The organism is Pseudoalteromonas sp. MMG010 (assembly GCF_018100905.1).
Classification (GTDB): Bacteria; Pseudomonadota; Gammaproteobacteria; order Enterobacterales; family Alteromonadaceae; genus Pseudoalteromonas.
In genome coordinates, this window is sequence record NZ_JAGJEG010000001.1 from 332,846 (window position 1) to 355,452 (window position 22,607).

The 22,607-nt window shown below is 38.4% G+C and carries 23 protein-coding genes; 5 read left to right on the top strand and 18 right to left on the bottom strand.

Going from position 1 to position 22,607, the window contains the following annotated elements:
- Positions 1-14: 14 nt before the first annotated feature.
- From mazG to rlmD, 3 genes are read right to left on the bottom strand one after another with little or no spacing between them, the layout of a single operon-like run.
- Positions 15-812: a nucleoside triphosphate pyrophosphohydrolase gene (mazG, locus tag J8L70_RS01570; RefSeq protein ID WP_211053710.1), complete on the bottom strand. Its 798-nt coding sequence runs from the start codon at positions 810-812 to the stop codon at positions 15-17.
- Positions 812-2,968 carry a GTP diphosphokinase gene (relA, locus tag J8L70_RS01575; RefSeq protein ID WP_211053711.1) on the bottom strand — a complete coding sequence of 719 codons (2,157 nt, stop codon included), beginning with the start codon at positions 2,966-2,968 and terminating at the stop codon, positions 812-814. The genes mazG and relA overlap by 1 nt, the downstream gene beginning before the upstream one ends.
- Positions 2,969-2,976: 8 nt before the next feature.
- Positions 2,977-4,296 (bottom strand): 23S rRNA (uracil(1939)-C(5))-methyltransferase RlmD, encoded by a 1,320-nt coding sequence (gene rlmD, locus J8L70_RS01580; protein ID WP_211053712.1) that lies wholly within the window; start codon positions 4,294-4,296, stop codon positions 2,977-2,979.
- Positions 4,297-4,418: 122 nt separating this feature from the next.
- Between rlmD and barA the strand changes: the two genes are divergently transcribed.
- Entirely contained in the window at positions 4,419-7,193 is a 2,775-nt protein-coding gene (gene barA / locus J8L70_RS01585; RefSeq protein WP_211053713.1) for a two-component sensor histidine kinase BarA, read from the top strand.
- 59 nt (positions 7,194-7,252) lie between these two features.
- On the opposite strand, the gene pdxJ is transcribed toward barA, so the two are convergent.
- From pdxJ to rpoE, 10 genes are all read right to left on the bottom strand, one after another.
- Positions 7,253-7,984 carry a pyridoxine 5'-phosphate synthase gene (gene pdxJ, locus J8L70_RS01590; protein WP_211053714.1) on the bottom strand — a complete coding sequence of 244 codons (732 nt, stop codon included), beginning with the start codon at positions 7,982-7,984 and terminating at the stop codon, positions 7,253-7,255.
- 22 nt (positions 7,985-8,006) lie between these two features.
- Entirely contained in the window at positions 8,007-8,699 is a 693-nt protein-coding gene (recO, locus tag J8L70_RS01595; protein WP_211053715.1) for a DNA repair protein RecO, read from the bottom strand.
- Between the two features lie 11 nt (positions 8,700-8,710).
- Complete coding sequence (gene era, locus J8L70_RS01600) at positions 8,711-9,643, bottom strand: GTPase Era (protein ID WP_211053716.1); 933 nt, start codon at positions 9,641-9,643, stop codon at positions 8,711-8,713.
- On the bottom strand, positions 9,633-10,310 hold the full coding sequence (gene rnc / locus J8L70_RS01605; RefSeq protein WP_211053717.1) for a ribonuclease III: 678 nt from the start codon (positions 10,308-10,310) through the stop codon (positions 9,633-9,635). The genes era and rnc overlap by 11 nt, the downstream gene beginning before the upstream one ends.
- Before the next feature lie 2 nt (positions 10,311-10,312).
- Positions 10,313-11,248, bottom strand: coding sequence for a signal peptidase I (gene lepB / locus J8L70_RS01610; protein ID WP_211053718.1), 936 nt, complete (start codon positions 11,246-11,248; stop codon positions 10,313-10,315).
- Positions 11,249-11,263: 15 nt separating this feature from the next.
- Positions 11,264-13,051: a translation elongation factor 4 gene (lepA, locus tag J8L70_RS01615; protein ID WP_211053719.1), complete on the bottom strand. Its 1,788-nt coding sequence runs from the start codon at positions 13,049-13,051 to the stop codon at positions 11,264-11,266.
- Between the two features lie 70 nt (positions 13,052-13,121).
- Positions 13,122-13,571 carry a SoxR reducing system RseC family protein gene (locus J8L70_RS01620; protein WP_211053720.1) on the bottom strand — a complete coding sequence of 150 codons (450 nt, stop codon included), beginning with the start codon at positions 13,569-13,571 and terminating at the stop codon, positions 13,122-13,124.
- Between the two features lie 11 nt (positions 13,572-13,582).
- Positions 13,583-14,533: a MucB/RseB C-terminal domain-containing protein gene (locus tag J8L70_RS01625; RefSeq protein WP_211053721.1), complete on the bottom strand. Its 951-nt coding sequence runs from the start codon at positions 14,531-14,533 to the stop codon at positions 13,583-13,585.
- A 4-nt stretch (positions 14,534-14,537) separates the two neighbouring features.
- On the bottom strand, positions 14,538-15,149 hold the full coding sequence (locus J8L70_RS01630; RefSeq protein WP_211053722.1) for an RseA family anti-sigma factor: 612 nt from the start codon (positions 15,147-15,149) through the stop codon (positions 14,538-14,540).
- A 1-nt stretch (position 15,150) separates the two neighbouring features.
- Positions 15,151-15,732: an RNA polymerase sigma factor RpoE gene (gene rpoE / locus J8L70_RS01635; RefSeq protein WP_211053723.1), complete on the bottom strand. Its 582-nt coding sequence runs from the start codon at positions 15,730-15,732 to the stop codon at positions 15,151-15,153.
- 245 nt (positions 15,733-15,977) lie between these two features.
- Between rpoE and nadB the strand changes: the two genes are divergently transcribed.
- On the top strand, positions 15,978-17,582 hold the full coding sequence (gene nadB, locus J8L70_RS01640; protein ID WP_211053724.1) for an L-aspartate oxidase: 1,605 nt from the start codon (positions 15,978-15,980) through the stop codon (positions 17,580-17,582).
- Here the strand turns inward: nadB and J8L70_RS01645 are convergent.
- Positions 17,563-17,973 (bottom strand): protein YgfX, encoded by a 411-nt coding sequence (locus tag J8L70_RS01645; RefSeq protein ID WP_211053725.1) that lies wholly within the window; start codon positions 17,971-17,973, stop codon positions 17,563-17,565. The genes nadB and J8L70_RS01645 overlap by 20 nt on opposite strands.
- Positions 17,966-18,217 carry a succinate dehydrogenase assembly factor 2 gene (locus tag J8L70_RS01650; RefSeq protein ID WP_211053726.1) on the bottom strand — a complete coding sequence of 84 codons (252 nt, stop codon included), beginning with the start codon at positions 18,215-18,217 and terminating at the stop codon, positions 17,966-17,968. The genes J8L70_RS01645 and J8L70_RS01650 overlap by 8 nt, the downstream gene beginning before the upstream one ends.
- A gap of 152 nt (positions 18,218-18,369) precedes the next feature.
- Here J8L70_RS01650 and J8L70_RS01655 point away from each other — a divergent pair, with 152 nt between their 5' ends.
- A complete protein-coding gene (locus J8L70_RS01655; RefSeq protein WP_211053727.1) occupies positions 18,370-19,281 on the top strand; it encodes a transcriptional regulator in 912 nt (303 codons plus the stop codon).
- A 12-nt stretch (positions 19,282-19,293) separates the two neighbouring features.
- Positions 19,294-19,779, top strand: a complete 486-nt coding sequence (locus J8L70_RS01660) for a peptidylprolyl isomerase (RefSeq protein ID WP_211053728.1) — start codon at positions 19,294-19,296, stop codon at positions 19,777-19,779.
- A gap of 44 nt (positions 19,780-19,823) precedes the next feature.
- Here J8L70_RS01660 and J8L70_RS01665 read toward each other — a convergent pair whose 3' ends face one another.
- The 3 genes from J8L70_RS01665 to J8L70_RS01675 all read right to left on the bottom strand — a co-directional run bounded on the left by J8L70_RS01665 (position 19,824) and on the right by J8L70_RS01675 (position 21,539).
- Entirely contained in the window at positions 19,824-20,282 is a 459-nt protein-coding gene (locus J8L70_RS01665) for a hypothetical protein (protein WP_211053729.1), read from the bottom strand.
- Positions 20,283-20,345: 63 nt separating this feature from the next.
- On the bottom strand, positions 20,346-21,176 hold the full coding sequence (locus J8L70_RS01670; protein WP_211053730.1) for a DUF481 domain-containing protein: 831 nt from the start codon (positions 21,174-21,176) through the stop codon (positions 20,346-20,348).
- Positions 21,177-21,218: 42 nt separating this feature from the next.
- On the bottom strand, positions 21,219-21,539 hold the full coding sequence (locus tag J8L70_RS01675) for an HI1450 family dsDNA-mimic protein (RefSeq protein ID WP_211053731.1): 321 nt from the start codon (positions 21,537-21,539) through the stop codon (positions 21,219-21,221).
- A gap of 209 nt (positions 21,540-21,748) precedes the next feature.
- Here J8L70_RS01675 and J8L70_RS01680 point away from each other — a divergent pair, with 209 nt between their 5' ends.
- Positions 21,749-22,540, top strand: coding sequence for a crotonase/enoyl-CoA hydratase family protein (locus J8L70_RS01680; protein WP_211053732.1), 792 nt, complete (start codon positions 21,749-21,751; stop codon positions 22,538-22,540).
- Positions 22,541-22,607: the final 67 nt, after the last annotated feature.

Below are 22,607 nucleotides of genomic sequence, written 5' to 3' on the forward strand. Positions count from 1 at the left end.
AAAAACAATCATTTCTAAATTCCTTTTTTTATTGCCTCCCACGCTTCATCCATTTGGGCTAATGAGGCTGTATTAATATTTTGTCCTTGTGTGAGTAAATAGGCTTGGACTTTTTCAAACCGAGTAGAAAATTTAGTGCTGGCGTCACGTAAAAGCTGCTCTGGATCACGCTTAATATGGCGTGCAACGTTTACGGTCGCAAACAGTAAATCACCTATTTCTTCTGCACTGTGTGCTGATTGAGGGTCGTGTGCTAATGCTTCTTTTACTTCTAATACTTCTTCGGCCACTTTATCTAAAGCACCATGATAACTAGGCCAGTCAAAACCGAGTGCGGCAACTCGTTGCTGAATTTTTTTAGCTTTTGATAAACTCGGTAAATTAACGGGTATATCTTGCCACAGCGTGTTTACTTGCTCAGATTTTTTACTTTCACGCTCGTTTGCTTTAATCGCTTGCCACTGTTGTGACAATTGCTCTTCGCTCATTGCTGTTTGTTTGGCAAATACGTGAGGGTGGCGGCGTGTTAATTTTTCATTTAATTGCTCAACCACATCATTAAAGTTAAATAAGTCTTGCTCTTGCGCTAATTGGGCATAAAACACAATTTGAAAGAGTAAATCACCTAGCTCTATTTTTAGTTCTTTTAAATCATTACGCTCAATACAATCGGCTACCTCATACGCTTCTTCAAGGGTATGAGGGACAATCGATTTAAAATCTTGCTGTAAATCCCACGGACATCCATTTTGTGGATCTCGCAAGGTGGCCATTATTTCAAGTAACTCAGACAGCGCTTTAGAATGTGCCATTATTGCCCTCGTTTAGCGCTTTCAACACCTTCAATTTGATGCAGTTTAGAAAGCACTTTATTGGTACCAGATAAGTCATGTACTTCTAACTGCATGGTAAATATTGCTAATTGATTCGCATCAACAGTATTGACGTTCATGTTTAATACGTTCACTTTTTCATTAGCAAGCACAGAGCTTATGTCTCTAATAAGCCCCGATCTGTCGATAGCTTCAATTCTAATATTTTGTACATACGAGGCGCTTATTTCATCTGACCAGCTTACTGATATAACACGTTCGGGGTGTTGATCTTTTAAGTTCGAAAATGAGTCACAATCATCGCGGTGTACAGCAATGCCTTTACCTTTAGTGATATAACCAATAATTCGCTCCCCTGGCACAGGTCGACAACATTTGGCTACGTGGCTCATTAAACTGCCTACGCCATCAACAACAATGCCGTTTTTATCGCCTTTTACTTTCGTTGGGGCTTTAAATCGAATAACTGGTTCGTCAATATGGCGGTCTGTAATAAAGTTAAGCATTTGATTTAGCCGAACGTCACCTGCGCCAATTGCTACCATTAAATCGTCTAACTCTTTAAAATTAAAACGCTTAATAGCCGGTGCTAAATCTTTATAACTCAACTCTAATTTTTGTAATTCGTTATCGAGTATTTCTTTACCCGCACTTAAATTTTTATCCCGATCTAGCTGCTTAAACCAATGATGAATTTTAGCCCGTGCACGCGATGATTTAATATACCCCAGAGATGGATTTAACCAATCTAAGCTAGGATTAGGTTGTTTTTGGGTCAGTATTTCTACTTGATCCCCTGTACTTAATTTGTGTGTAAAAGGGACTATTTTGCCAAATACTTTTGCACCAATGCAGCGGTGACCCACATTAGAATGGATATAATACGCAAAATCGAGCGGCGTGGCTCCCAGTGGTAAATCAAATATATCTCCACGCGGGGTAAATATATACACCCGATCTTCAACCACTTGGTTTTTAAGTTCATCGGCTAAATCGCTACCATCAACGACTTCTTCTTGCCATTGTAATAATTTACGTAGCCAGCTGATTTTTTGCTCATAACCCGAACCTCGACCAGGTAATGCTCCTTCTTTATACATCCAATGCGCTGCAACACCTAGCTCGGCATCTTGATGCATATCGTTGGTACGAATTTGTATTTCAACTGTTTTACCCTCAGGGCCAAACACCACCGTGTGAATTGACTGATAGCCGTTTTGTTTAGGCGTAGCTACATAGTCATCAAACTCTTTATTTAAATGACGCCAGTTTGTATGCACGATACCTAAAGCACCATAACAATCTTGAATACGTTCTACGACGACACGCATTGCACGAATATCGAAAAGCTGATCAAATTCGTAATTCTTTTGCGCCATTTTTTTATAGATGCTGTAGATATGTTTTGGTCGGCCATAAACCTGAGCTTCTATACCCGCTTGCGCTAATTTAGATTTTACCTGCGCGACCATATCTTCCATATAGGCTTCACGAGCAAGGCGTTTGTCATCAAGTTGTTTAGCAATGCTTTTGTAGGTTTGCGGGTGCAAATAACGAAAAGATAAATCTTCAAGCTCCCACTTTAATTGCCCTATTCCTAAGCGATTTGCAAGTGGTGCAAAAATATCTGCGGTTTCTTTTGCTGTGATCACCCGTTCTTCTTCTGAGCTATTTTTCACTTCGCGTAAATGACACACTTGCTCAGCTAATTTAATAACGACCGCTCTTACATCTTCAACCATAGCCAATAACATTCTACGAATATTATCAATTTGTACGGTACCTTTGCCTTGGTGCGCCAATGTGCTTATCGTTGCCATTTGGCCTACACCCGTTAAAAGTAAGGCAATATTTTTACCCAGTTTTTCTTCGACTGTTTCAAGGCTAAACTCGTTATTTAAAAAATATGGCGTTATAAAAGCAGTTGCCAACGAGTCTGCATCAAGATTTAATTCGGCAAGAATTTCAACCATTTCGATAGCTGTATTTTGTCGCTTGCTATCGTGATTTAATGCACATAGTTGATGTGCCTTGTTAAGCAACTCGACTTTATCTGAAGCAAGCTGAAGCCTGTTTAAACGTGTACTAAAATCAGCCGTTTCATCTTGATGATGTGATTGACGTGTTGCTACCATAATGCGCCTTACCTCTTGTGAAATATCGCCATCGTTTCTATGTGTCCGGTATGAGGAAACATGTTCATAAGCCCAATTTTATTTAATGTGAAACCTGCTTGCGAAATAATTGCACTGTCACGGGCTAAAGTAACAGGGTCGCAAGAAACATATAGAATCGTATTAAATTGTGTTAGCTCAAGCTGAGCTAAAATAGCCATCGCTCCAGTGCGAGATGGATCTAATACTAAAACATCTAAATCATGACTAAACCAACTCGCCTGTTCAATTTTTTGTGTTAAATCAAAACAATGAAATTCGCTATTGGTGATTTTGTTAGTGTGCGCATTTTGTGTTGCCATTGCAACTGCCGATGCAACCCCTTCAACACCAATAACGTGTTTTGCATGCTTTGCTAATACTAATGAGAAGTTACCAATACCGCAAAACAAATCCAACACTTTATTTTCGGGATTAAGTGCAAGCCAATCAATTGCTTGCTTTATCATCGTTTGATTAATTTGCGCATTAACCTGAATAAAGTTATTTAAGCCAAATGCAAAACGAAGGCCTTCTAATTCATAATGAGGCTGCATAATATGGTCGCTGTCTATCACCTCGGGTTTATCTTGAAATACTAATTGCCAGTGATAAGGTGCAACAGCTTGCTCAATAAGCTGCTTCGCTTCGTTATTTATTGCTTTAGTGTGGCGAATAACAATATAACGCGCATTATCAGCCTCACATAATTGTAAATGGCTAATGCTTTGAAGCTGCTTATGTTGATTAATGAGTATTTCGAATAACGTAAAAACCCCGGTAAATGCTTTACTAAGCACAGGGCAATGCTCAATGCTAATTACATTTTTTGATCCGCTAGCGCGATACCCCACTCGAATTTTTTTACTGGCTTTATCGTACATTACAGCAATACGCGCACTTCGACGGTAATGCGTTGACTCACTATGCAGTGGAGCTTGCCAATTTAAATTTGGTAAGTTCGCAAATTTACTAAATAATTGAGCCACTGCTTGTTGTTTTTCAATAACCTGTTGAGCAACGTCTAAATGCTGTAACTGGCAGCCTCCGCATTGTTTATAGTGCTCACATATGGCGGCGCTTCGGTATTCACTAGGTTTAATCACTTTAGTTGTAAACGCTTCGCTATAACGTGATTTTTCTTGTGTTATCGTTGCTTTTACATACTCATTAGGCAACGCACCACTAACAAAACAGACTTTATTGTTGTATTTTGCAATGCCTCGGCCCTGGTGATCCATGGCGGTAATAGTAAGCTCAACGGCTTTAGGTTTATGTGTTTTTTTTACTGCTTTAAAAATTTGTGCCATGAGAGCGACCTTAAAAATAATTTTTTATAAAACAATTAACCACTTATTTAGGGATATTTTGAGAATATAACGACATCCGTATATACTCATACCATACTAATAACGATAAATTTGTACCCATTATGACCAAACTCGGCTTACGCGACTCAGTTATCGCCCTTACGTTAATCCCTACAGTGATTATTGGATTATTGCTTGGTGGGTATTTTACAGTAAATCGTTACATTGAGCTTGATGAAAATTTATATCAGCAAGGCGTAACCATTGCTGAACCACTTTCTATTGCGCTCGAACTCCCTTTAATCACTAAAAACAAACAACTTTTAGACAGGCTGGTTAGCTACACTCATAATAAACATGCACCAATTATTAAAACGATCGCTATTTTTGATCCTCATGGGAAATTAATTGTCACCAGTAATTATCATCGCCATTTTGATAATTTTATAAAGCAACAAAACTTTGATCATTTAAACACCACACGCTTTACTCAGTCAGATGACTACATCACTTTTTTTGCACCTATTATTGATAGAACGACTGTGGATGCGAAGTGGGATCCCACGGTATTTCAAACGCCATTAGGCACCGTGGTTTTACAGTTAAATAAAGACAAAGCCATAATAGGCCAACAACATGCTTTACTTATCAGCACAATGGTTATTTTATTTGCAATTATATTAGCCACTTATATAGCCATAAAACTAAGTCGTATGTTTATGACTCCATTAACTAAGTTAGTACTTGCTACAGACAAATTAATCGAAGGGAAAAGAGAAACTGGCTTAAACGAAGCAATGACCGGTGAGTTTGATTTATTACGCGAAGGGCTCAATACAATTGCGCACTCGATGGTAAAACAAAAAGATGATATGCAAAAAAATATCGACCAAGCAACTAGCGATTATCGAGAAACCTTAGAGCAGTACGAAACTCAAAATATCCAGCTCACTATTGCTAAAAAAGATGCACAAGATGCTAACCAAGTAAAATCAGACTTTTTAGCTAAGATGAGTCACGAACTAAGAACGCCACTCAATGGGGTTATTGGTTTTACTCGCCAACTTTATAAAACGCCTTTAAATAAAAATCAAAAAGATTATTTAGATACTATTGAGCTATCGGCGAATAGCTTAATGACTATTATCAGTGACATCTTAGATTTCTCGAAACTCGAAGCCGGTGCCATGGAGCTTGAGTCGATACAGTTTCAGTTGCGTGACACCGTAAACGAAGTCATGACCTTGCTTGCCCCGAGTGCCCATGATAAAAAACTAGAGTTATCTTTATTAATCGGCCCCAAAGTGCCTGATGAATTAACCGGTGATCCAACTCGTTTTAAACAGGTGTTAATTAATTTATTAAGTAATGCGATTAAATTTACTGAAACAGGCTCAGTCAAGCTTGATATTAATCATATGCAGCTAAAAGATGAAAAAGTATCATTGCTAGTCTCCGTGACAGATACCGGTGTTGGTATTCCGATGAACAAGCAAGATACGTTGTTCACCCCATTTGGCCAAGCTGATTCGAGTATCACACGTAAATTTGGTGGCACAGGGCTAGGGTTAATTATTACCAAATATATTGTAGAGGCTATGGGAGGGCGCATTACATTAAACTCAGCGCCAGGAAATGGCAGTTGTTTTAGTTTTAATGGCTTTTTTAGAATCCCCGATCATGCGTTTACCAGTAACTTACCAACCCAATCGTTAATCGGGAAAAACATTTTATTCTTAGAACCGCATGAACATAGCCATACAGCTATGCTCTCACTATTAACTGAGTGGCAAACCCGTATTACCGCATGCTCCAATGAATCAGAATTTTTAGCTGCAATAGAAAACAAAAAAGTTAAATTTGATATTTGTATTATTGGTAATATGGCTGCGGTTGACGATATGCAACGCTTAAAAGGCTATGTGAAAGCGGTACGTGAATCGACAGATTATCTGTATTTAATACTCAATACTGTTTCTCACAATATGCGCGAAGCATTTATCGGTAGCGGTGCAAATGCCTGCTTAAGCAAGCCACTTAATCATCGTAAGTTGTGCGAAACATTAGCGGCCCCTTACCGCTTAGACCACCCTATTCATAATATTGAGCAAGTAGAGCAAAAGATCTTGCCACTCAAAGTGTTAGTTGTTGATGATAACGATGCTAATTTAAAACTGATTTGCACTTTACTCAGTGAGCAGGTAGAACTTATTGATACCGCCCATAATGGCTCACAAGCCTACAGCCTTTGTAAAAGCCATAACTATGATATTATTTTTATGGATATTCAAATGCCTATTATGGATGGTATTACAGCCTGTAAACATATTAAAGAGTCTTCTCTTAACGAAGAAACACCGATCATTGCTGTTACAGCACATGCGTTAAATAGTGAAAAAGAACAACTACTAAAAGATGGATTTTGTGGCTATTTAACTAAACCGATTGATGAAGATATGTTAAGCCAGATTATTAGCGAGCATAGTTCGCAATCGTTGGCTAATCGTGAAAAAGCTGCTGCTTTAATTGAAATCCCCCCAGCACCTTTTATTAGTAACCGATTAGATTGGCCGCTTGCACTGCAACATGCTGGTGGTAAAAGAGAACTCGCATTAGAAATGCTAAACATGCTACTAAAAAGTATTCCTGAAACACTGATGCACCTTGAACAAGCAACAGAAACAGCACAGTGCCAAGAAATATTAGCGGTTGTGCATAAATTACATGGTGCGTGTTGTTATACTGGCGTGCCTAAATTAAAAGCATTAGCTGAAACCATCGAAACGAGTTTAAAAAGTAATTGTGAATTAAGCAAAGTTGAACCTGAGCTATTTGAATTACAAGACGAATTAGAAAACTTGCTTAATGATGCAAATAATACAGAAACTCGCCGATAGTCAGACATAAAAAAACGCGATGTGTTATCGCGTTTTTCAATTCATAGTAGGTCCGATTTTTATAATCGGGCTTCAATCATTAAACGCTTCATATCGCGCACGGCTTTATCAAGGCCATCAATTGCGGCACGGGCGATAATTGCATGACCAATATTAAGTTCATAAATTTCAGCCATCGCGGCAATTGGTTTAACATTATGATAATTAAGGCCATGTCCGGCATTAACAATTAAGCCTAAGCTTGCAGCATAACTCACGCCTTGACGTATATGTGCAAGTTCTTTTTCTTGTTCACTATCGCAAGTGGCATCGGCATATGCGCCCGTGTGTATTTCTACATACGGTGCACCACACTCTTTGGCAGCATCAAGCTGTGCTTTGTCAGCATCAATAAATAAAGACACTTTAATACCCGCTTTTGTTAACGATTGCGTCGCTGCTTTTATTTTTTCAATATTACCAGCAACATCAAGTCCGCCTTCAGTGGTTAGCTCTTCACGTTTTTCTGGCACTAAACACACATATTCGGGCTTTACATCTAAGGCAATGTTTATCATCTCTTCTGTAACAGCGGTTTCAAGATTCATACGAGTTTGAATTGTTTTTGCCATAACATAAACATCACGATCTTGAATATGACGACGATCTTCGCGTAAATGTATGGTTATACCATCAGCTCCTGCATGCTCAGCGACGCTTGCAGCATGAGCAGGATCAGGGTAACTCGTGCCTCGTGCTTGGCGAAGCGTTGCAATATGATCCACGTTAACGCCTAAAAGAATATCTTTCATTTTTATACCTGTAAAATAACGTTTATTGAGAGGCCATAAATAGCTCACGGCTTTTTAATGGTTTATTACCTAATAAAGGTTTTAATAAATAACGACTTAATTGTTTTGCCATATATAACACATCTTTACGGCTAAAGTCATGACTGCTCATGGCTTTTAATTGCGCCCCACTAAAGCCGCTATGGCTATCGTTTTGAACAACAAAACCTTGCTCTGCAAAATAACTATAGTGGTATGCAATATCGATGGGATCGCCCTGTGCGTCAAAATTAAAATCAATACCATAACCAAGTAATTCAAGTAGTTGAAATTCATAAGATCGTAAAACGGCTTGTAAATCGCTCGTGCTATTTAAATTACTTAGGTGAGTTTTATATAATTCGAACACTTGCTCTATTGGCTCATTTACCGGCACTATGCGATTGGTGAGTTCGTTTAAATAAAATCCACAATAAAGTTGGTCACCCTGTAAATATTGAGGTTGTCCGTGGAGTTCAAACTTTTGAATATATTTTAATTCGTGTTTACCGGTGTAGTGCACCAACAAAGATTGAAAAGGTTGTAACTGTGCTTTATGTTTAGTGGCCTGGCGGCCACTAATACGAGCCAACATACGAAGTTGGCCCACCCCTTCTACCAGCATATCAAGCATTACTTGAGAGTCACTAAATGGACGTCTATGCAATAAATATGCTGTATAGAATTCGCTATCCATACTAAGCGGCGCTAGTCTTCACCATAGCCTAAACTACGTAAAGCACGCTCATCATCTGCCCAGCCCGATTTAACTTTAACCCAAAGTTCTAGGAACACTTTGTTATCAAGCATTTCTTCTAAATCTTTACGAGCTTCTCGGCCAATTACTTTTAGTTTTTCGCCTTTGTTACCAATAACCATACGCTTTTGCGTTTCGCGTTCAACCAAAATAAGCCCATTTATGTGCCAAACACCATTTTCTTGCCACTTAAATTGCTCAATTTCTACGGTAACTGAGTAAGGTAACTCTTCACCCATAAAGCGCATAAGCTTTTCGCGGATAACTTCAGCAGCCATAAAGCGCATTGAACGATCGGTTACATAATCATCTGGAAAGTAAAACTCACAAGGAGGTAAACGTTTAGTGACTTCTGCTTTAATTAAATCAACGTTTTTACCCTGAGTTGCCGACACCGGCATAATACCCACAAAATCAAACTTGTCGCCAAGCAGTTTCATATGAGGCAAAACTAAATCACGGTTTTTTACCTGATCAATTTTATTAATAACTAATAAAACCGGCTTGCCGCTTTGTGATACTTTATTAAGTACCATTTCATCATCATCAGTCCAATGCGTGCCTTCAACTACAAAAATAATCAGCTCTACATCGCCAATTGAACTCGAAGCCGCACGATTCATTAAACGGTTTATCGCACGCTTTTCTTCAATATGAAGCCCTGGTGTATCGATATAAACCGCTTGATGCTTACCTTCGGTATGAATACCCATAATACGATGACGCGTTGTTTGTGGTTTGCGTGAGGTTATACTCACCTTTTGCTCAATAATTTCATTAAGCAAGGTCGATTTACCTACATTTGGGCGACCAACAATGGCCACCATGCCACAAAATGTATCTACATCACCTTCATGAGGTTGGATCAAAGTATCAAGGTTCATTTTTAAGTATCTTTAGTGCTTTTTCGGCAGCTTTTTGTTCGGCTTTACGACGCGAGCTACCTACAGAAATAATGCTATCCATACCATCTACAATACATTCAACCGTGAATGTTTGGTTATGTGCTTGACCTTTCGTATCAACCACGGTGTAGCCTGGTAGTGATAATTTGCGAGCTTGTAAGTATTCTTGCAATAAGGTTTTAGGGTCTTTTTGATTTAACCCTGGTGAAATAGCATCTAAACGGCTTTCATACCATGCTAAAATAAGCTCACCACAACGCTCAATATCTGAATCTAAAAATGCGGCGCCTATGATGGCCTCTACCGCATCAGCTAATGTTGATTCACGACGAAAGCCACCGCTTTTAAGTTCACCTGGACCGAGACGTAAGTAATCACCTAAACCGAATTCAAGACCAAATTCAGCCAGTGTTTGACCTCGTACTAGGGTAGATCGCATTCGGCTTAAATCACCTTCTCGTGCTTTTGGAAATTTAGCATATAACGCATTGGCAATAACAAAGCTTAAAATAGAGTCGCCTAAAAACTCTAAGCGCTCGTTATGCTGCCCTTTGTGGCTACGGTGTGTCATTGCTTGCTCTAATAACTCTTGATTATTAAAGGTATAGCCAATTTTTTTATATAATTCTGTTACGTTTTTTTTCATTGTTACTGAATATTTCCTAAGCGTCCAAAGCGAACACCAGTGGGAACCCATCCCGGTAAAATGTCATCTGGAGTATTATCAAATTCAAAGCTCATCCAAATAAAGACCGCTTTACCAACCAAGTTCTGTTTTGGTACAAATCCCCAAAAACGACTGTCTTCACTATTGTCACGATTATCACCCATCATAAAGTAATGATCTTCAGGGACAACCCATTGATCTGAACGAGGGCCTGATTGTGAATCGTATAACCCTTTTCTTTCTAGGGCTTGAGGATTAATTAAAATATCGTGCTGTACTGTAGTTAAATCTTCTGTGATACGAACTAAGTTCATAGCACCTTGTTGAAATTCATCTTCGTTAACAACATTAAAATCAATTTTATTAAACTCATTACATAATAGCTTACCCTGATGGGTTTCACCTTCGTTACACTTAGGCTGAATATATAATCGTTTATTACGATAAATTATTTTATCGCCAGGTAAACCTATTGCACGCTTAATAAAATCAACTTTATCATCTACGGGATACTTAAAAACGACAACATCACCGCGTTCGGGTTCACTAACATCGAATAACTGTGAACGCCAGACTGGGTCTTTTACTCCGTACGAAAATTTTTGTACTAAAATAAAATCACCGACTAATAAGGTCGGCATCATTGAACCAGATGGTATTTGAAATGGTTCAAATATAAACGACCTAAAAATAGTAATTGCCGCAATCATTGGAAAAATTGATTTTGCGGTTTCAGTTATTGCCGGCTCTGGCGCAATTAACGCCTGAGTTTCTTCGTCTAATTCACCACCTGCTGATGATTGAGCTAGTGATAAACGCGCTTGCCTTTTTGGCGCAAATAATAAGTGATCAATTAACCATATTAGACCTGAGCCTAACGTTAATAAAACCAAAAATACTGAAAAATAACCCGCCATTAAAAATCCTTGTTTTTATTTACCAACTTTAAGAATAGCTAAAAACGCATCTTGAGGTACTTCTACATTACCTAACTGCTTCATACGTTTTTTACCGTCTTTTTGTTTTTGTAATAGTTTTTTCTTACGACTCACATCACCACCATAACATTTTGCAATCACGTTTTTACGTAATTGTTTTACTGTGGTACGCGCAATAACATGCTGTCCTATAGCGGCTTGAATAGCAATATCAAACATTTGACGTGGGATAAGCTCTTTAAGCGCATCAGCTAATTGACGGCCGCGTGATTGAGCACTGTCTCGGTGAACAATAATTGCTAATGCATCCACTCTATCGCCATTGATCAAAATATCAACACGTACCATATCAGATGTTTGGAAATGCTTAAAATTATAATCAAGCGATGCAAAGCCACGACTGGTTGATTTTAACTTATCAAAGAAATCCATGACCACTTCAGCCATCGGTAACTCGTACGTTACCGCGACTTGTTTACCGTGATAACTCATTTTTGTTTGTGAACCACGTTTTTCAATACATAAAGTAATCACACTACCTAAGTATTCTTGCGGTACTAATATGTTAGCTTCAACGACTGGCTCACGAATCTCTAAAATGTCATTCACAGCGGGTAAATCAGATGGGTTATCTATTTGAACTGTGCCATCTTTAGTTACTACTTCATAAATTACTGTTGGTGCCGTAGTAATTAAATCAATATCGTATTCACGCTCTAAACGTTCTTGAATGATTTCCATATGCAGCATACCTAAGAAACCACAACGGAAACCAAACCCTAGTGCAGTTGAGTTTTCTGGTTCGAAGAATAATGATGCATCATTTAAGCTTAATTTATTAAGGGCATCACGAAATGATTCATATTCATCTGATGCAATTGGGAACATACCAGCATAAACTTGTGGTTTTATTTTTTGAAAGCCCGGTAAACGCTCAGGAGCAGCGTTTTTATGATGGGTTATCGTATCACCTACTGGCGCACCATGAATCTCTTTAATACCGGCAATAACAAAGCCTACTTCACCGGTTTTTAACACCCCTGTATTAGTTTGCTTTGGAGTAAATATACCAACATGATCAGCAATATGTACTTGCTCATTTGACATGATTTTAATTTTATCGCCAGCACGTAATTCACCATGTTTAATACGTACTAAAGATACAACACCTTGGTATGGGTCAAACCACGAATCGATAATTAACGCTTGTAAAGGAGCGTCAACATTACCCTCTGGAGAAGGAACATCTTTAACTATCATTTCAAGTACTTCGGCAATACCTACACCGGTTTTTGCACTACATTGCACGGCATCTAAAGCGTCAATACCAATAATGTCTTCTATTTCTTCAGCAACTCGTAATGGATCGGCTTGAGGTAAGTCTATTTTATTTAAAACAGGAATAACCTCTAAATCCATTTCGATAGCGGTATAACAGTTAGCGAGTGTTTGTGCTTCAACACCTTGACCTGCATCAACAACTAATAATGCACCTTCACACGCTGCAAGCGAACGAGATACTTCATAAGTAAAATCTACGTGCCCTGGGGTATCGATAAAATTTAATTGATAGGTTTCGCCATCGTTCGCTTTATAATTCAACGTTACACTTTGTGCTTTAATGGTAATACCACGTTCGCGCTCTATGTCCATTGAGTCTAGGACCTGTTTCTGCATTTCACGGTCGGATAAACCACCACAATCTTGGATCAAGCGATCAGAAAGGGTCGATTTACCATGGTCAATATGGGCGATGATCGAAAAATTACGGATATGCTTCATAAACTGGATTCTAAACTTCTTATTTTAATGGACTATGAGTGTAAAGCCGCGATTTTACATTTAATTGGCTTCAATCACCATCTATTTGCGTTAAAGGAATGCTAATTGGGTGAATTTTTATTACTTTTATCTCATGTTTGAGGGATTTGACTCTTGTTTTAGCAATAGAATAACCGATTATTGCTCCAAAAATAGCCGCAATAATTTGCCACCCTTCACTTAATAGGCCAACTTGCGCCACAAATAAGGCACTTATTAAGCTCAAACAAAGAGGAAGCATATAAACCACGAATGCATGTTTTACCACATGGCTATCATCGAGAGACAAAGTGACTTTTTGTCCTATTTTTAGTGGTTGGGGAAATTTATATGGCAGTGTTTTTTTGGCTGTACCAAAGAGTTTGCTAAACACCTGAGAGCCGCATCGACCATTACAGCCTTCGCACGATTTTTTTTCGGGTGCTTCTAAAAAAGCAGTGAGGCCGTCAAGGGCCACCACAGTAAGAGTTTGCTCAATCATAATAAATACTTTTAAAGTGCAGGAGTAACTGATTCAGCTATCGTTTTTGCGGTTAAACTAGGGATGTTACCCACAACCGATACATCAAAGTTATTACCTTTATGCACATACACTGTTGAAGCACCTGAATTTAAAGCTCCGCTTAACGCGCCACCAGCTAATGGTCGCTGCACAAAAACAGAAATCTCTACAAAACCATCCGATAATAAGAAATAATCTGTTAATTCATTATTTAAATTAAGCTTATGGCGATCGGCTTTTAATAATTTGAACCCTTGAGGTAACCAGCCCATTTTCCAATTTGCCGTCGTTACGTGATCACTTTGCTCTATGCTGTTAGGTAGAGGTGTCGGAAACTCTTTTTTTAACATATCAACTAACATAGCCGCGGGCTTTTCTGACACGCTAATATGGGTTAACTGTAATTGTTCGATAGCTTCGCCTTGGTGATTAACATAAGCAGATTTTAAAATTAAGTGTGATTCCATATCAATCCACACCCAATAGTTATACTTATGCTCATCTTTAGATTCGATACGAACTAATTGAGCCGCTCTTCCTGCAATACGTCCTTTACCGCCTAAAACAAAATCATATTGTGGCGTTAGGCTTTCAATATTTTTAAAAAGTACTTCAGGAAATGGCCCTGCTATCGCATCGGTCTGTATTGAATAAGGTGCAGATTGGGGTTCGAAATAAGTAACTTGGTTATCGATTCGCACCATTTCGAGTCCAGCGCCGTTTAGCAAACTCAGATGTTCAAGTTCAGTGTCACCTTGTTTAGCATGAAGCCAACGATAAGGTTCCATACTGTTGCCTTTAACAACTACAAATGATGCATCAAAATTTCGTGAATGAACGGCATCAGCCATTTTGAGCATAAGATCTTTGGCGGGGGTTACGTCGTTAGCATAAGCAGAGGTGCTTAATACTAACGATAGAATAAAAGTTTTTACTTTCATTTAATTAGTTTTTTTCCTCATCATCGTTAGCCTCAGTTTGCGCTGTTGCTAACGAATGTGCAACCCTTGCTTGACGTTGATGTTCAAGTACAAGTGCACCAATGCGTTGTTGTTGTAATTCACGCAAACCTTTTTGGGCATTTTCAAGTGCTGGCTCTGTCGATAAACTCACCGGCGATGCTACACCTGTTAAAGGGGTAGATTGTAATTGCGGTATTTCGCTTTCTTGCTCACCATTACCCTGTGGTAATGTGTTTACACCAACAATAGCAAACATAGCGACACTTGCTGCAATAGCTAATTGCGCTACAGGTTTACGCCAATTAAACGCAACCACATTATCTTGTTGTGTAACGGGCTTATCAATGGTGTCGGAGTTATTTGTAAAGTCAGCGTATACTGGTTCTTTATCAATTGCTAAAGCAATGTTTTGGCTAATATCTATAGCAATATCATTGTTATTTTTTTGAGCACGCATTGCATCACCAATTAATGCATAACGACCAAACGTATCTACGTTTTGTTGCGCTATTACATCATCATGTAATGATTGTTCGCCGTCAAGAAGTGCTGATAATGCTTCATTATCTAGCTTGTTAACGTGTGCATTTGTCATACTAAGACTCGCCTATTAATGGGTTTAATTTATTATCGATTGCTTCGCGGGCACGAAATATACGCGAACGTACAGTACCAACAGGGCAATCCATTACCACAGCTATTTCTTCATAGCTCATCCCTTCAATTTCTCTTAGGGTAATTGCGGTTTTTAAATCTTCTGGCAAACTATCAATTGTGTTAAAAATTACCGCACGAACTTCGTCGCTTAATAATAAATTTTCAGGTGATGCATTAGAACGCATAGAATCTGCACCATCGTAAAACTCTGCCTCATCGGCATCTATATCATTTGCTGGCGGCTTTCGCCCCTGAGCAACTAAATAATTTTTCGCACAATTAACGGCAATACGGTATAACCAAGTATAAAAGGCACTATCACCTCTAAAGTTAGGAAGCGCACGATAAGCTTTAATAAAAGCTTCTTGTGCTACATCTGCAATATCACCTTGGTTCGAGACATAACGAGATATCAAACCGGCAATCTTGTTTTGGTATTTCTTAACTAAAAGGTTAAAAGCATTTTTATCGCCTTGCTGGACCCTTTTTACTAATGCTAAATCCAATTCCTGCTCGCTCATTCGAGCCGGTACTCCTATGTCTGATTTTGCTTGTTATTCATAATGTCGTTATTGCTTACAGGTACTGAGACTAACAAATGAATAAAAAGTTCTATTAAATATTAATTTTTTATAAAATAGTTGATAAATAACACCTTAAAGCTAGTAAAATCACTACAGGGTGTTACGCCAAATATGGTACAACTAACACTATTAAAAATATATATTGCTTATATATAGGCATTGTAACCGCAAAGTATCATTACATGAACCAAAATAAACACCATATTGCTGATGTCGCTATCATTGGAAGTGGCGCAGCCGGATTGTCTCTTGCACTTTCTTTAGCTAATCATTGCCATGTTACTGTTATTAGTAAAGGCGCATTAACCGAAGGCTCTACTTTATATGCCCAAGGTGGGATTGCTGCCGTTTTTGATAAAAAAAATGACAGTATTGAATCTCACGTTCAAGATACCTTAGATGCAGGCGGCGGATTATGTGATAAAGATGCGGTACATTATACCGCCAGTAATGCTAAAGATTGTTTACAGTGGTTGATCAGTCAAGGGGTTCCATTTGATATGGAATTTGATAGCAAAGGTAAAGAACGCTTTCACTTAACCCGCGAAGGTGGACACAGCCATCGGCGTATTTTGCATGCTGCCGATGCAACAGGCAAAGCAGTACAAACAACGTTAATTAGCCAAGTACAAGCACATAAAAATATCACCTTGTTAGAGCAATATAACGCGATTGATTTAATCAGTGATAAAAACCTAAATAAAGCCGGTTCGCATATCCATGGTATGTATGTATGGAATAAAAAGGCGAAAAAAGTTGAAACAATTTCCGCTAAGTTTGTTGCTTTAGCAACCGGTGGCGCTAGTAAAGTGTATTTATATACTTCTAACCCAGATGTGTCATCAGGTGACGGTATTGCAATGGCATGGCGAGCCGGGTGTCGTGTCGCTAATATGGAGTTTAATCAGTTTCATCCAACGAGCCTATATCACCCTGAACTACAAAACTTTTTGATTACCGAGGCCATGCGCGGTGAAGGCGCTTATCTGCGCCGCTCTGACGGTACTCGATTTATGAAAGACTTTGATGCGCGTGAAGAACTGGCACCACGTGATATTGTGGCCAGAGCTATCGACTTTGAAATGAAGCGCTTAGGCGATAACTGTGTTTATTTAGATATTAGCCATAAAGATAAAGACTTTATTATTGAACACTTTCCAACTATTTATGCTAAGTGCTTAAGTGTAGGTCTTGATATAACAAAAGAAGCGATTCCGGTAGTTCCTGCGGCTCATTATACCTGCGGTGGAGTCATGACCGACTTTAATGGTAAAACTGATTTAGATAACCTATATGCTATAGGCGAAGTAGCCTACACGGGTCTTCATGGTGCTAATCGTATGGCGAGTAATTCACTATTAGAATGTATTGTGTTTGCCCATGCTGCCGCTAAAGATATTTTGAGTAAAATAGATAAAGCTCCCGATACTCTCTCTTTACCCCCTTGGGATGAAAGTCGTGTTTCTAATTCAGATGAAGAAATTGTGATCACTCATAATTGGCATGAGCTAAGGTTATTCATGTGGGACTATGTCGGGATTGTGCGTTCAACTAAGCGTTTAGAACGGGCTTTACACCGGGTCGAACTGCTACAACAAGAAATCCATGATTACTATGCTAATTTTAGAGTGAGTAATAACCTATTAGAACTAAGAAACTTAGTACAAGTAGCAGAATTAATCATTCGTAGTGCGATGCAAAGAAAGGAAAGTCGTGGATTACACTACACTATTGATTACCCTGAACTGAGTGACAATCCAAGTCCAACTATTTTAAAGCCTGCTTAATAGTAACAATCGTACGTTTTAATCTTACAAAGCTTTGGCTATCAATCCCATTGGCCGAAATAATTAACCAGTGGGTGTGGCTAAAGCCTTGAAGGTTAAGTAAAACATAGGCGTTAAACACCCAACTCTTTTTTGTTATTTCACCCTGTAAATTTGATTGCTGATTACTAAAGCGTAATAAATTGGCATCAAGGACAATAATCCCATTGCGAGGAGTTATTGTATGTATTTTTTGCCAAACCCACCAAGCAGCAAATCCATTAATGATAAAAATAACAAATAAGGTTTTCCACGAAGGCGCCAATATCCCAGTCAGTAAGCAAATCAATAAAAAGAAGACCACGACAGGTTGGTGATCTACTTTATTATTTAAAACACTAAACCTATACACGAACTCGGTCTAAAATAAGTTGTACCATGGTATTTAATTCTTCATCTTTACACACTTCATGGCCCATAAACCAAGCAAATAAATCAGGGTCTTCTTCGGTCAATAAGCGTTGAAAAATAGCTTGTTGCTTTTCGTTTAACGCATCATAAGCTTCTTCAACAAATGGCATAAATAAAACATCAAGCTCTAACATACCTCTGCGACAAGCCCAACGAATACGTGCTTTACTATGAATTTCAGTCATTTTAAACCTCATAATTAATTGCCTTGAGTTTAGCAAATACAGTCTCACTTAGCAGCAATTAATGAATAATAAAACTCAGTGATACACAACCTGTACCCTAGCCTTTAACTGAGTTATTATGTTGACTCATTTGTATTGTACAGAAGGTTATTATGTCACGCATTTATGCTTGTCCGTTATCTCATCAGGTTATAAGCCTTACAGGGGCTGATAAACTCTCTTACCTTCACGGACAAATTACCCAAGATCTTAATAAACTATCACCGACACAATTTTTATGGGCTGGGCACTGTAACCCCAAGGGAAAATTATGGGGTGTTTTCAAATTATTTTCTTACCAAGACAGTTATTTTTTAACCGGTTCTCAAGATGAGATTGAACAATCTCTTAGCGAACTAAAAAAATATGCTGTTTTTGCAAACGTTGATATAACCATTTCAAGCAATCGCTTAATTGGCTTACTCGGTGATGACTTACTCTCGACACTCAATGAGCTTAACATTACCTTTGATAATGACGACACAGCGGCTGACTTTGCCAATGGTAAAGCATTAAAGCTGTCAGAAAATCGTGTTTTATTAATGGTCGATAACCAATTCTCGATGCCCGATGACGTGTCGATGTTAGATAATGATGCTTTATGGCAAAGCGCCGCTATCACTGCTGGTGAACCTCAATTAAATGCCCTTGCAATAGGCGAATATGTACCACAAATGGTAAATTTGCAGGCTATTGGAGGGATTAGTTTTAAAAAAGGCTGTTATACAGGTCAAGAAACCGTTGCGAGAATGAAATACCTTGGCAAAAATAAACGCGCCATGTATATCGTCAGTGCCCACTGTAACGGCGTATTATCAGAACCTGAATTAGAACTTCAATTAGGCGAAAATTGGCGCAGAGCCGGAAAATTAATTGCACAAAGTTATAATGAGCAAACAAATACCTTAACTGGCCTTATTGTGTTGCCAAACGATACTGATGCCAGTGCATCATTTCGTGCAAAACACGATCCAACGGTAGAGTTTAAAACTCTACCTTTACCCTACTCTCTAGAAGATGAATAAATAGGAATAAGTATGATTGTTGCAGCCAATACAGTTGTAAAAATGCATTATTCAGTAATGGATAACAATGATAACACCATAGATAACTCTTTTGATGGCGAACCCCTCATTTTTATAGTTGGTACTGGCTATTTAATTCCAGGACTTGAAGATGCACTACAAGGTAAAGCCGCGGGTGATACGTTAAGTGTAACTGTCGAACCTGAAAATGGTTACGGTGAACGCCATGAAAATTTAATGCAAGCTGTACCTAAATCTATGTTTGACGATATGGAGATTGAAGTAGGTATGCAGTTTCGCGCCTCGACTGATGATGGTGACCAATCGGTAATGATTATCGATATTCAAGATGAAGAAGTCATTGTTGACGGTAACCATCCCCTTTCAGGTATCACCTTAAACTTTGACGTTGAAATACTTGAAGTACGAGAAGCAACTGCACAGGAGCTTGCTCATGGCCATGTACATGGTGAAGGCGGCTGTGGCCACGATCATTAAGTACAAAAAAAGCGCTTTATAAAGCGCTTTTTTATTATAAGTAATTAACCTGCTGATTTTTCTCTGGTTGTTACAGGGGTTAAAATATGATTTTGTAATACATCTACTAAACCGGCTTGGTCGTTGGTGCCAATTCGGTAAAGAGTGCCATCTTGCAAAGTAATTTTTACAGCACTAAAACCCGAAACAGAATATACCCACCCATCGTGTGTTATACGGATCCCGATACCATGTCGGTATGAGTTTTGTACGGCTTCAACGGCGGTAATATCAGACAGTTGAAGTGTCTGCCCAGCAACACCAGGACCAAACTTCCAACTTAGCGTATCGCCATCTACTTTTACGGTTAAGCCATGAAATAAAAAACCCACTAAAACTAAAATTGCAGCAAATACCATTAAAGGGACATCGGCACCGATTAAATACCAAGCAAGTGCAACAAAACCGCCAATCCAAGCTAAAACAAAAAAGATAAAAGTCGCATACTGTTTATGCTTATACATATATTTCTCTATATTAAATAAATGACACTGATGAACGCGAAACGCGATGCGCAATAGTGCTTATTAGTTAAAACTGTAAACTAAGGTCGCACTTAGCTCGGTATCGTATTTTAAGTTGTCGTCTTCAGGTTTAGAGTTGTAACGATACATATACGAAAATTTAAGCGACACCGCGCCCATAACTTGGCTAATTAATGCCGTTTCTGACTTGAAACGTGAGTTAAGACCTGAAAGCGATTGCTCTAAACTCAGATCTTGATTAAATCGAGTGCGCTTTGATATTAGCCGCTCCCATTGCATGGCTATACGTAACAAATACCCTGCTTCGGTAACACCACTGACTATCTCGCTATCTTCACTGTCTTCGCTTTCTGGCTCAGCAACAGAGCGGTAGAGACCGGGGCCGATATCTATATCTACTTTATTTTTTATACCTTGAAAAACGCGCGTTCCATAACCGGTTGCTAATGTGCTTTTATAATCTAGCCCACTAAACTCATCATCTTCGTAATCACCATAAATAAAAAAAGACATATTTTTTAGACCAATCTTATAGTTACCTTGAGCTGAGATAAAAATACGATCTGCTGATACGTCTGATTCTCCGGTGTCGCTATCTGAATCACGTTTATATAATGAGTCGATTTTAAATTGGTTACGCCATTTGTCAAAATCTTGGTATAAATTGCCTCTTAGCTTGTAAGTAGATGAGTTTGTATTTCCTTTATTTAAAATAAACCCGAATTCAGTATCGCCATACAGCATATCGCCTTTATGTAATATATGTATTTCTTCTTCAGAAAGCTCGCCGTACTCTGTAAAATCTTCAAATGGATCTACAGCCCAGCAATGGGTACTCATTATTATAGAAAATAACAATAAATACTTACGCACAGTGAATACTCCGAAAACGGTTCATAAAAGCCTCATACCTACTTAATTTGGTTGTTTCCACAAAATATGGCAAAAAGGAGCATCTTTATCACGACTTATTAATATTTTAGCAAATAACACATCTTCGTTATCAAACTCTAAACCGACTAAAACCTGAATAAAGTGGTCTGATTCTATTTCTAAAGCAACAAACTCTTGCCACTGTTCATCAGGCTCATCTTCTTCGATAAAACCAAGCTCTTCACGATATTGATTAAAGTCTTCAACATCTTGTTCTGTTAAATTATTCGGCGCTAACTCTAAAAATATATCGTATGCCTGGTGAGTTGCCTCTTCTATACTAAATAAACGTGGACCGCTCATAGTTAACCCTTGTTATAATTGAGTTGCACATCATAGCAAACCTAAATACTTATTTGATAAAAAACATAAGCTAGGCAACATTTATTTTTAAAATCTTAAAGTTTCCCTTTCACCTTAGTCAACATCAAAATGAAATGATTCCTTTTTTTCGCCACTTTACTTAAATTTAATTCCAGCATAAGCTCGAAAAAATAAAAATGGAGTATGCCATGATTAAATTTACAGCAGAGCAAGGTATCGCCCGAGTAACATTAGCACGAGTAGACAAGCAAAATGCTCTGAATATGCTTATGTTTATGCAATTAAACAAAATAATTAAAACCATAAAAAAAGATAAATCTATCAAGCTTGTTGTGATCACGGGTGAAGGCGAGCACTTTAGCTCTGGCTTAGATATTAAATCGGTTATGGACAAGCCAATTAATATTTTTAAATTACTCTTTAAATGGTTACCAGGAAACCAAAACCTTGCACAAACCGTGGTACTTGGTTGGCAGTCTATTCAAGTGCCGGTGATCGCACATATTAAAGGCAATTGTTTAGGGGCGGGTTTACAAATTGCTTTAGGGGCAGATTATCGCATTGCTCATAGTGAGGCTAAATTAGCAATTATGGAAGCACGTTGGGGCTTATGTCCCGACATGGGAGCAAACGTTTTACTATCGGGTTTGATGAAACGCGACCAAGCACTTTGGCTGGCAAGTCATGCAACCACTGTTAGTGCAAATGAGGCGCTAAAACTGGGGTTAATTACACAAGTAAGTGACAACTCAAATGAGAGTGTTGATCGCATGATCACGACGCTTTTATCACGTTCACCCGATACATTAGCTGCAATCAAACGAGTTACTCAACTGAGTTTTAAATCTCAAACAAGAAAAATTTTAGCCACAGAAACATACTCTCAAATTAGATTATTGCTTAATCCAAATACTAAAAAAGCCATTGCCAACGCGAAAAACAAAAATTTGCAAAAATACGCAAATGCGAAAACCTGGTGAATCACACTATCTAGGTTACCTTAAGCAATCTTGTTAGTTTATATACGGCTAAAGCCTATTTTTACTC

Excerpts from the sequence above, each read along its gene's own strand:
- mazG (WP_211053710.1), bottom strand. The coding sequence starts at position 812 with ATGGCACATTCTAAAGCGCTGTCTGAGTTACTTGAAATAATGGCCACC.
- relA (WP_211053711.1), bottom strand. The coding sequence starts at position 2,968 with ATGGTAGCAACACGTCAATCACATCATCAAGATGAAACGGCTGATTTT.
- rlmD (WP_211053712.1), bottom strand. The coding sequence starts at position 4,296 with ATGGCACAAATTTTTAAAGCAGTAAAAAAAACACATAAACCTAAAGCC.
- barA (WP_211053713.1), top strand. The coding sequence starts at position 4,419 with ATGACCAAACTCGGCTTACGCGACTCAGTTATCGCCCTTACGTTAATC.
- pdxJ (WP_211053714.1), bottom strand. The coding sequence starts at position 7,984 with ATGAAAGATATTCTTTTAGGCGTTAACGTGGATCATATTGCAACGCTT.
- recO (WP_211053715.1), bottom strand. The coding sequence starts at position 8,699 with ATGGATAGCGAATTCTATACAGCATATTTATTGCATAGACGTCCATTT.
- era (WP_211053716.1), bottom strand. The coding sequence starts at position 9,643 with ATGAACCTTGATACTTTGATCCAACCTCATGAAGGTGATGTAGATACA.
- rnc (WP_211053717.1), bottom strand. The coding sequence starts at position 10,310 with ATGAAAAAAAACGTAACAGAATTATATAAAAAAATTGGCTATACCTTT.
- lepB (WP_211053718.1), bottom strand. The coding sequence starts at position 11,248 with ATGGCGGGTTATTTTTCAGTATTTTTGGTTTTATTAACGTTAGGCTCA.
- lepA (WP_211053719.1), bottom strand. The coding sequence starts at position 13,051 with ATGAAGCATATCCGTAATTTTTCGATCATCGCCCATATTGACCATGGT.
- J8L70_RS01620 (WP_211053720.1), bottom strand. The coding sequence starts at position 13,571 with ATGATTGAGCAAACTCTTACTGTGGTGGCCCTTGACGGCCTCACTGCT.
- J8L70_RS01625 (WP_211053721.1), bottom strand. The coding sequence starts at position 14,533 with ATGAAAGTAAAAACTTTTATTCTATCGTTAGTATTAAGCACCTCTGCT.
- J8L70_RS01630 (WP_211053722.1), bottom strand. The coding sequence starts at position 15,149 with ATGACAAATGCACACGTTAACAAGCTAGATAATGAAGCATTATCAGCA.
- rpoE (WP_211053723.1), bottom strand. The coding sequence starts at position 15,732 with ATGAGCGAGCAGGAATTGGATTTAGCATTAGTAAAAAGGGTCCAGCAA.
- nadB (WP_211053724.1), top strand. The coding sequence starts at position 15,978 with ATGAACCAAAATAAACACCATATTGCTGATGTCGCTATCATTGGAAGT.
- J8L70_RS01650 (WP_211053726.1), bottom strand. The coding sequence starts at position 18,217 with ATGACTGAAATTCATAGTAAAGCACGTATTCGTTGGGCTTGTCGCAGA.
- J8L70_RS01655 (WP_211053727.1), top strand. The coding sequence starts at position 18,370 with ATGTCACGCATTTATGCTTGTCCGTTATCTCATCAGGTTATAAGCCTT.
- J8L70_RS01660 (WP_211053728.1), top strand. The coding sequence starts at position 19,294 with ATGATTGTTGCAGCCAATACAGTTGTAAAAATGCATTATTCAGTAATG.
- J8L70_RS01665 (WP_211053729.1), bottom strand. The coding sequence starts at position 20,282 with ATGTATAAGCATAAACAGTATGCGACTTTTATCTTTTTTGTTTTAGCT.
- J8L70_RS01675 (WP_211053731.1), bottom strand. The coding sequence starts at position 21,539 with ATGAGCGGTCCACGTTTATTTAGTATAGAAGAGGCAACTCACCAGGCA.
- J8L70_RS01680 (WP_211053732.1), top strand. The coding sequence starts at position 21,749 with ATGATTAAATTTACAGCAGAGCAAGGTATCGCCCGAGTAACATTAGCA.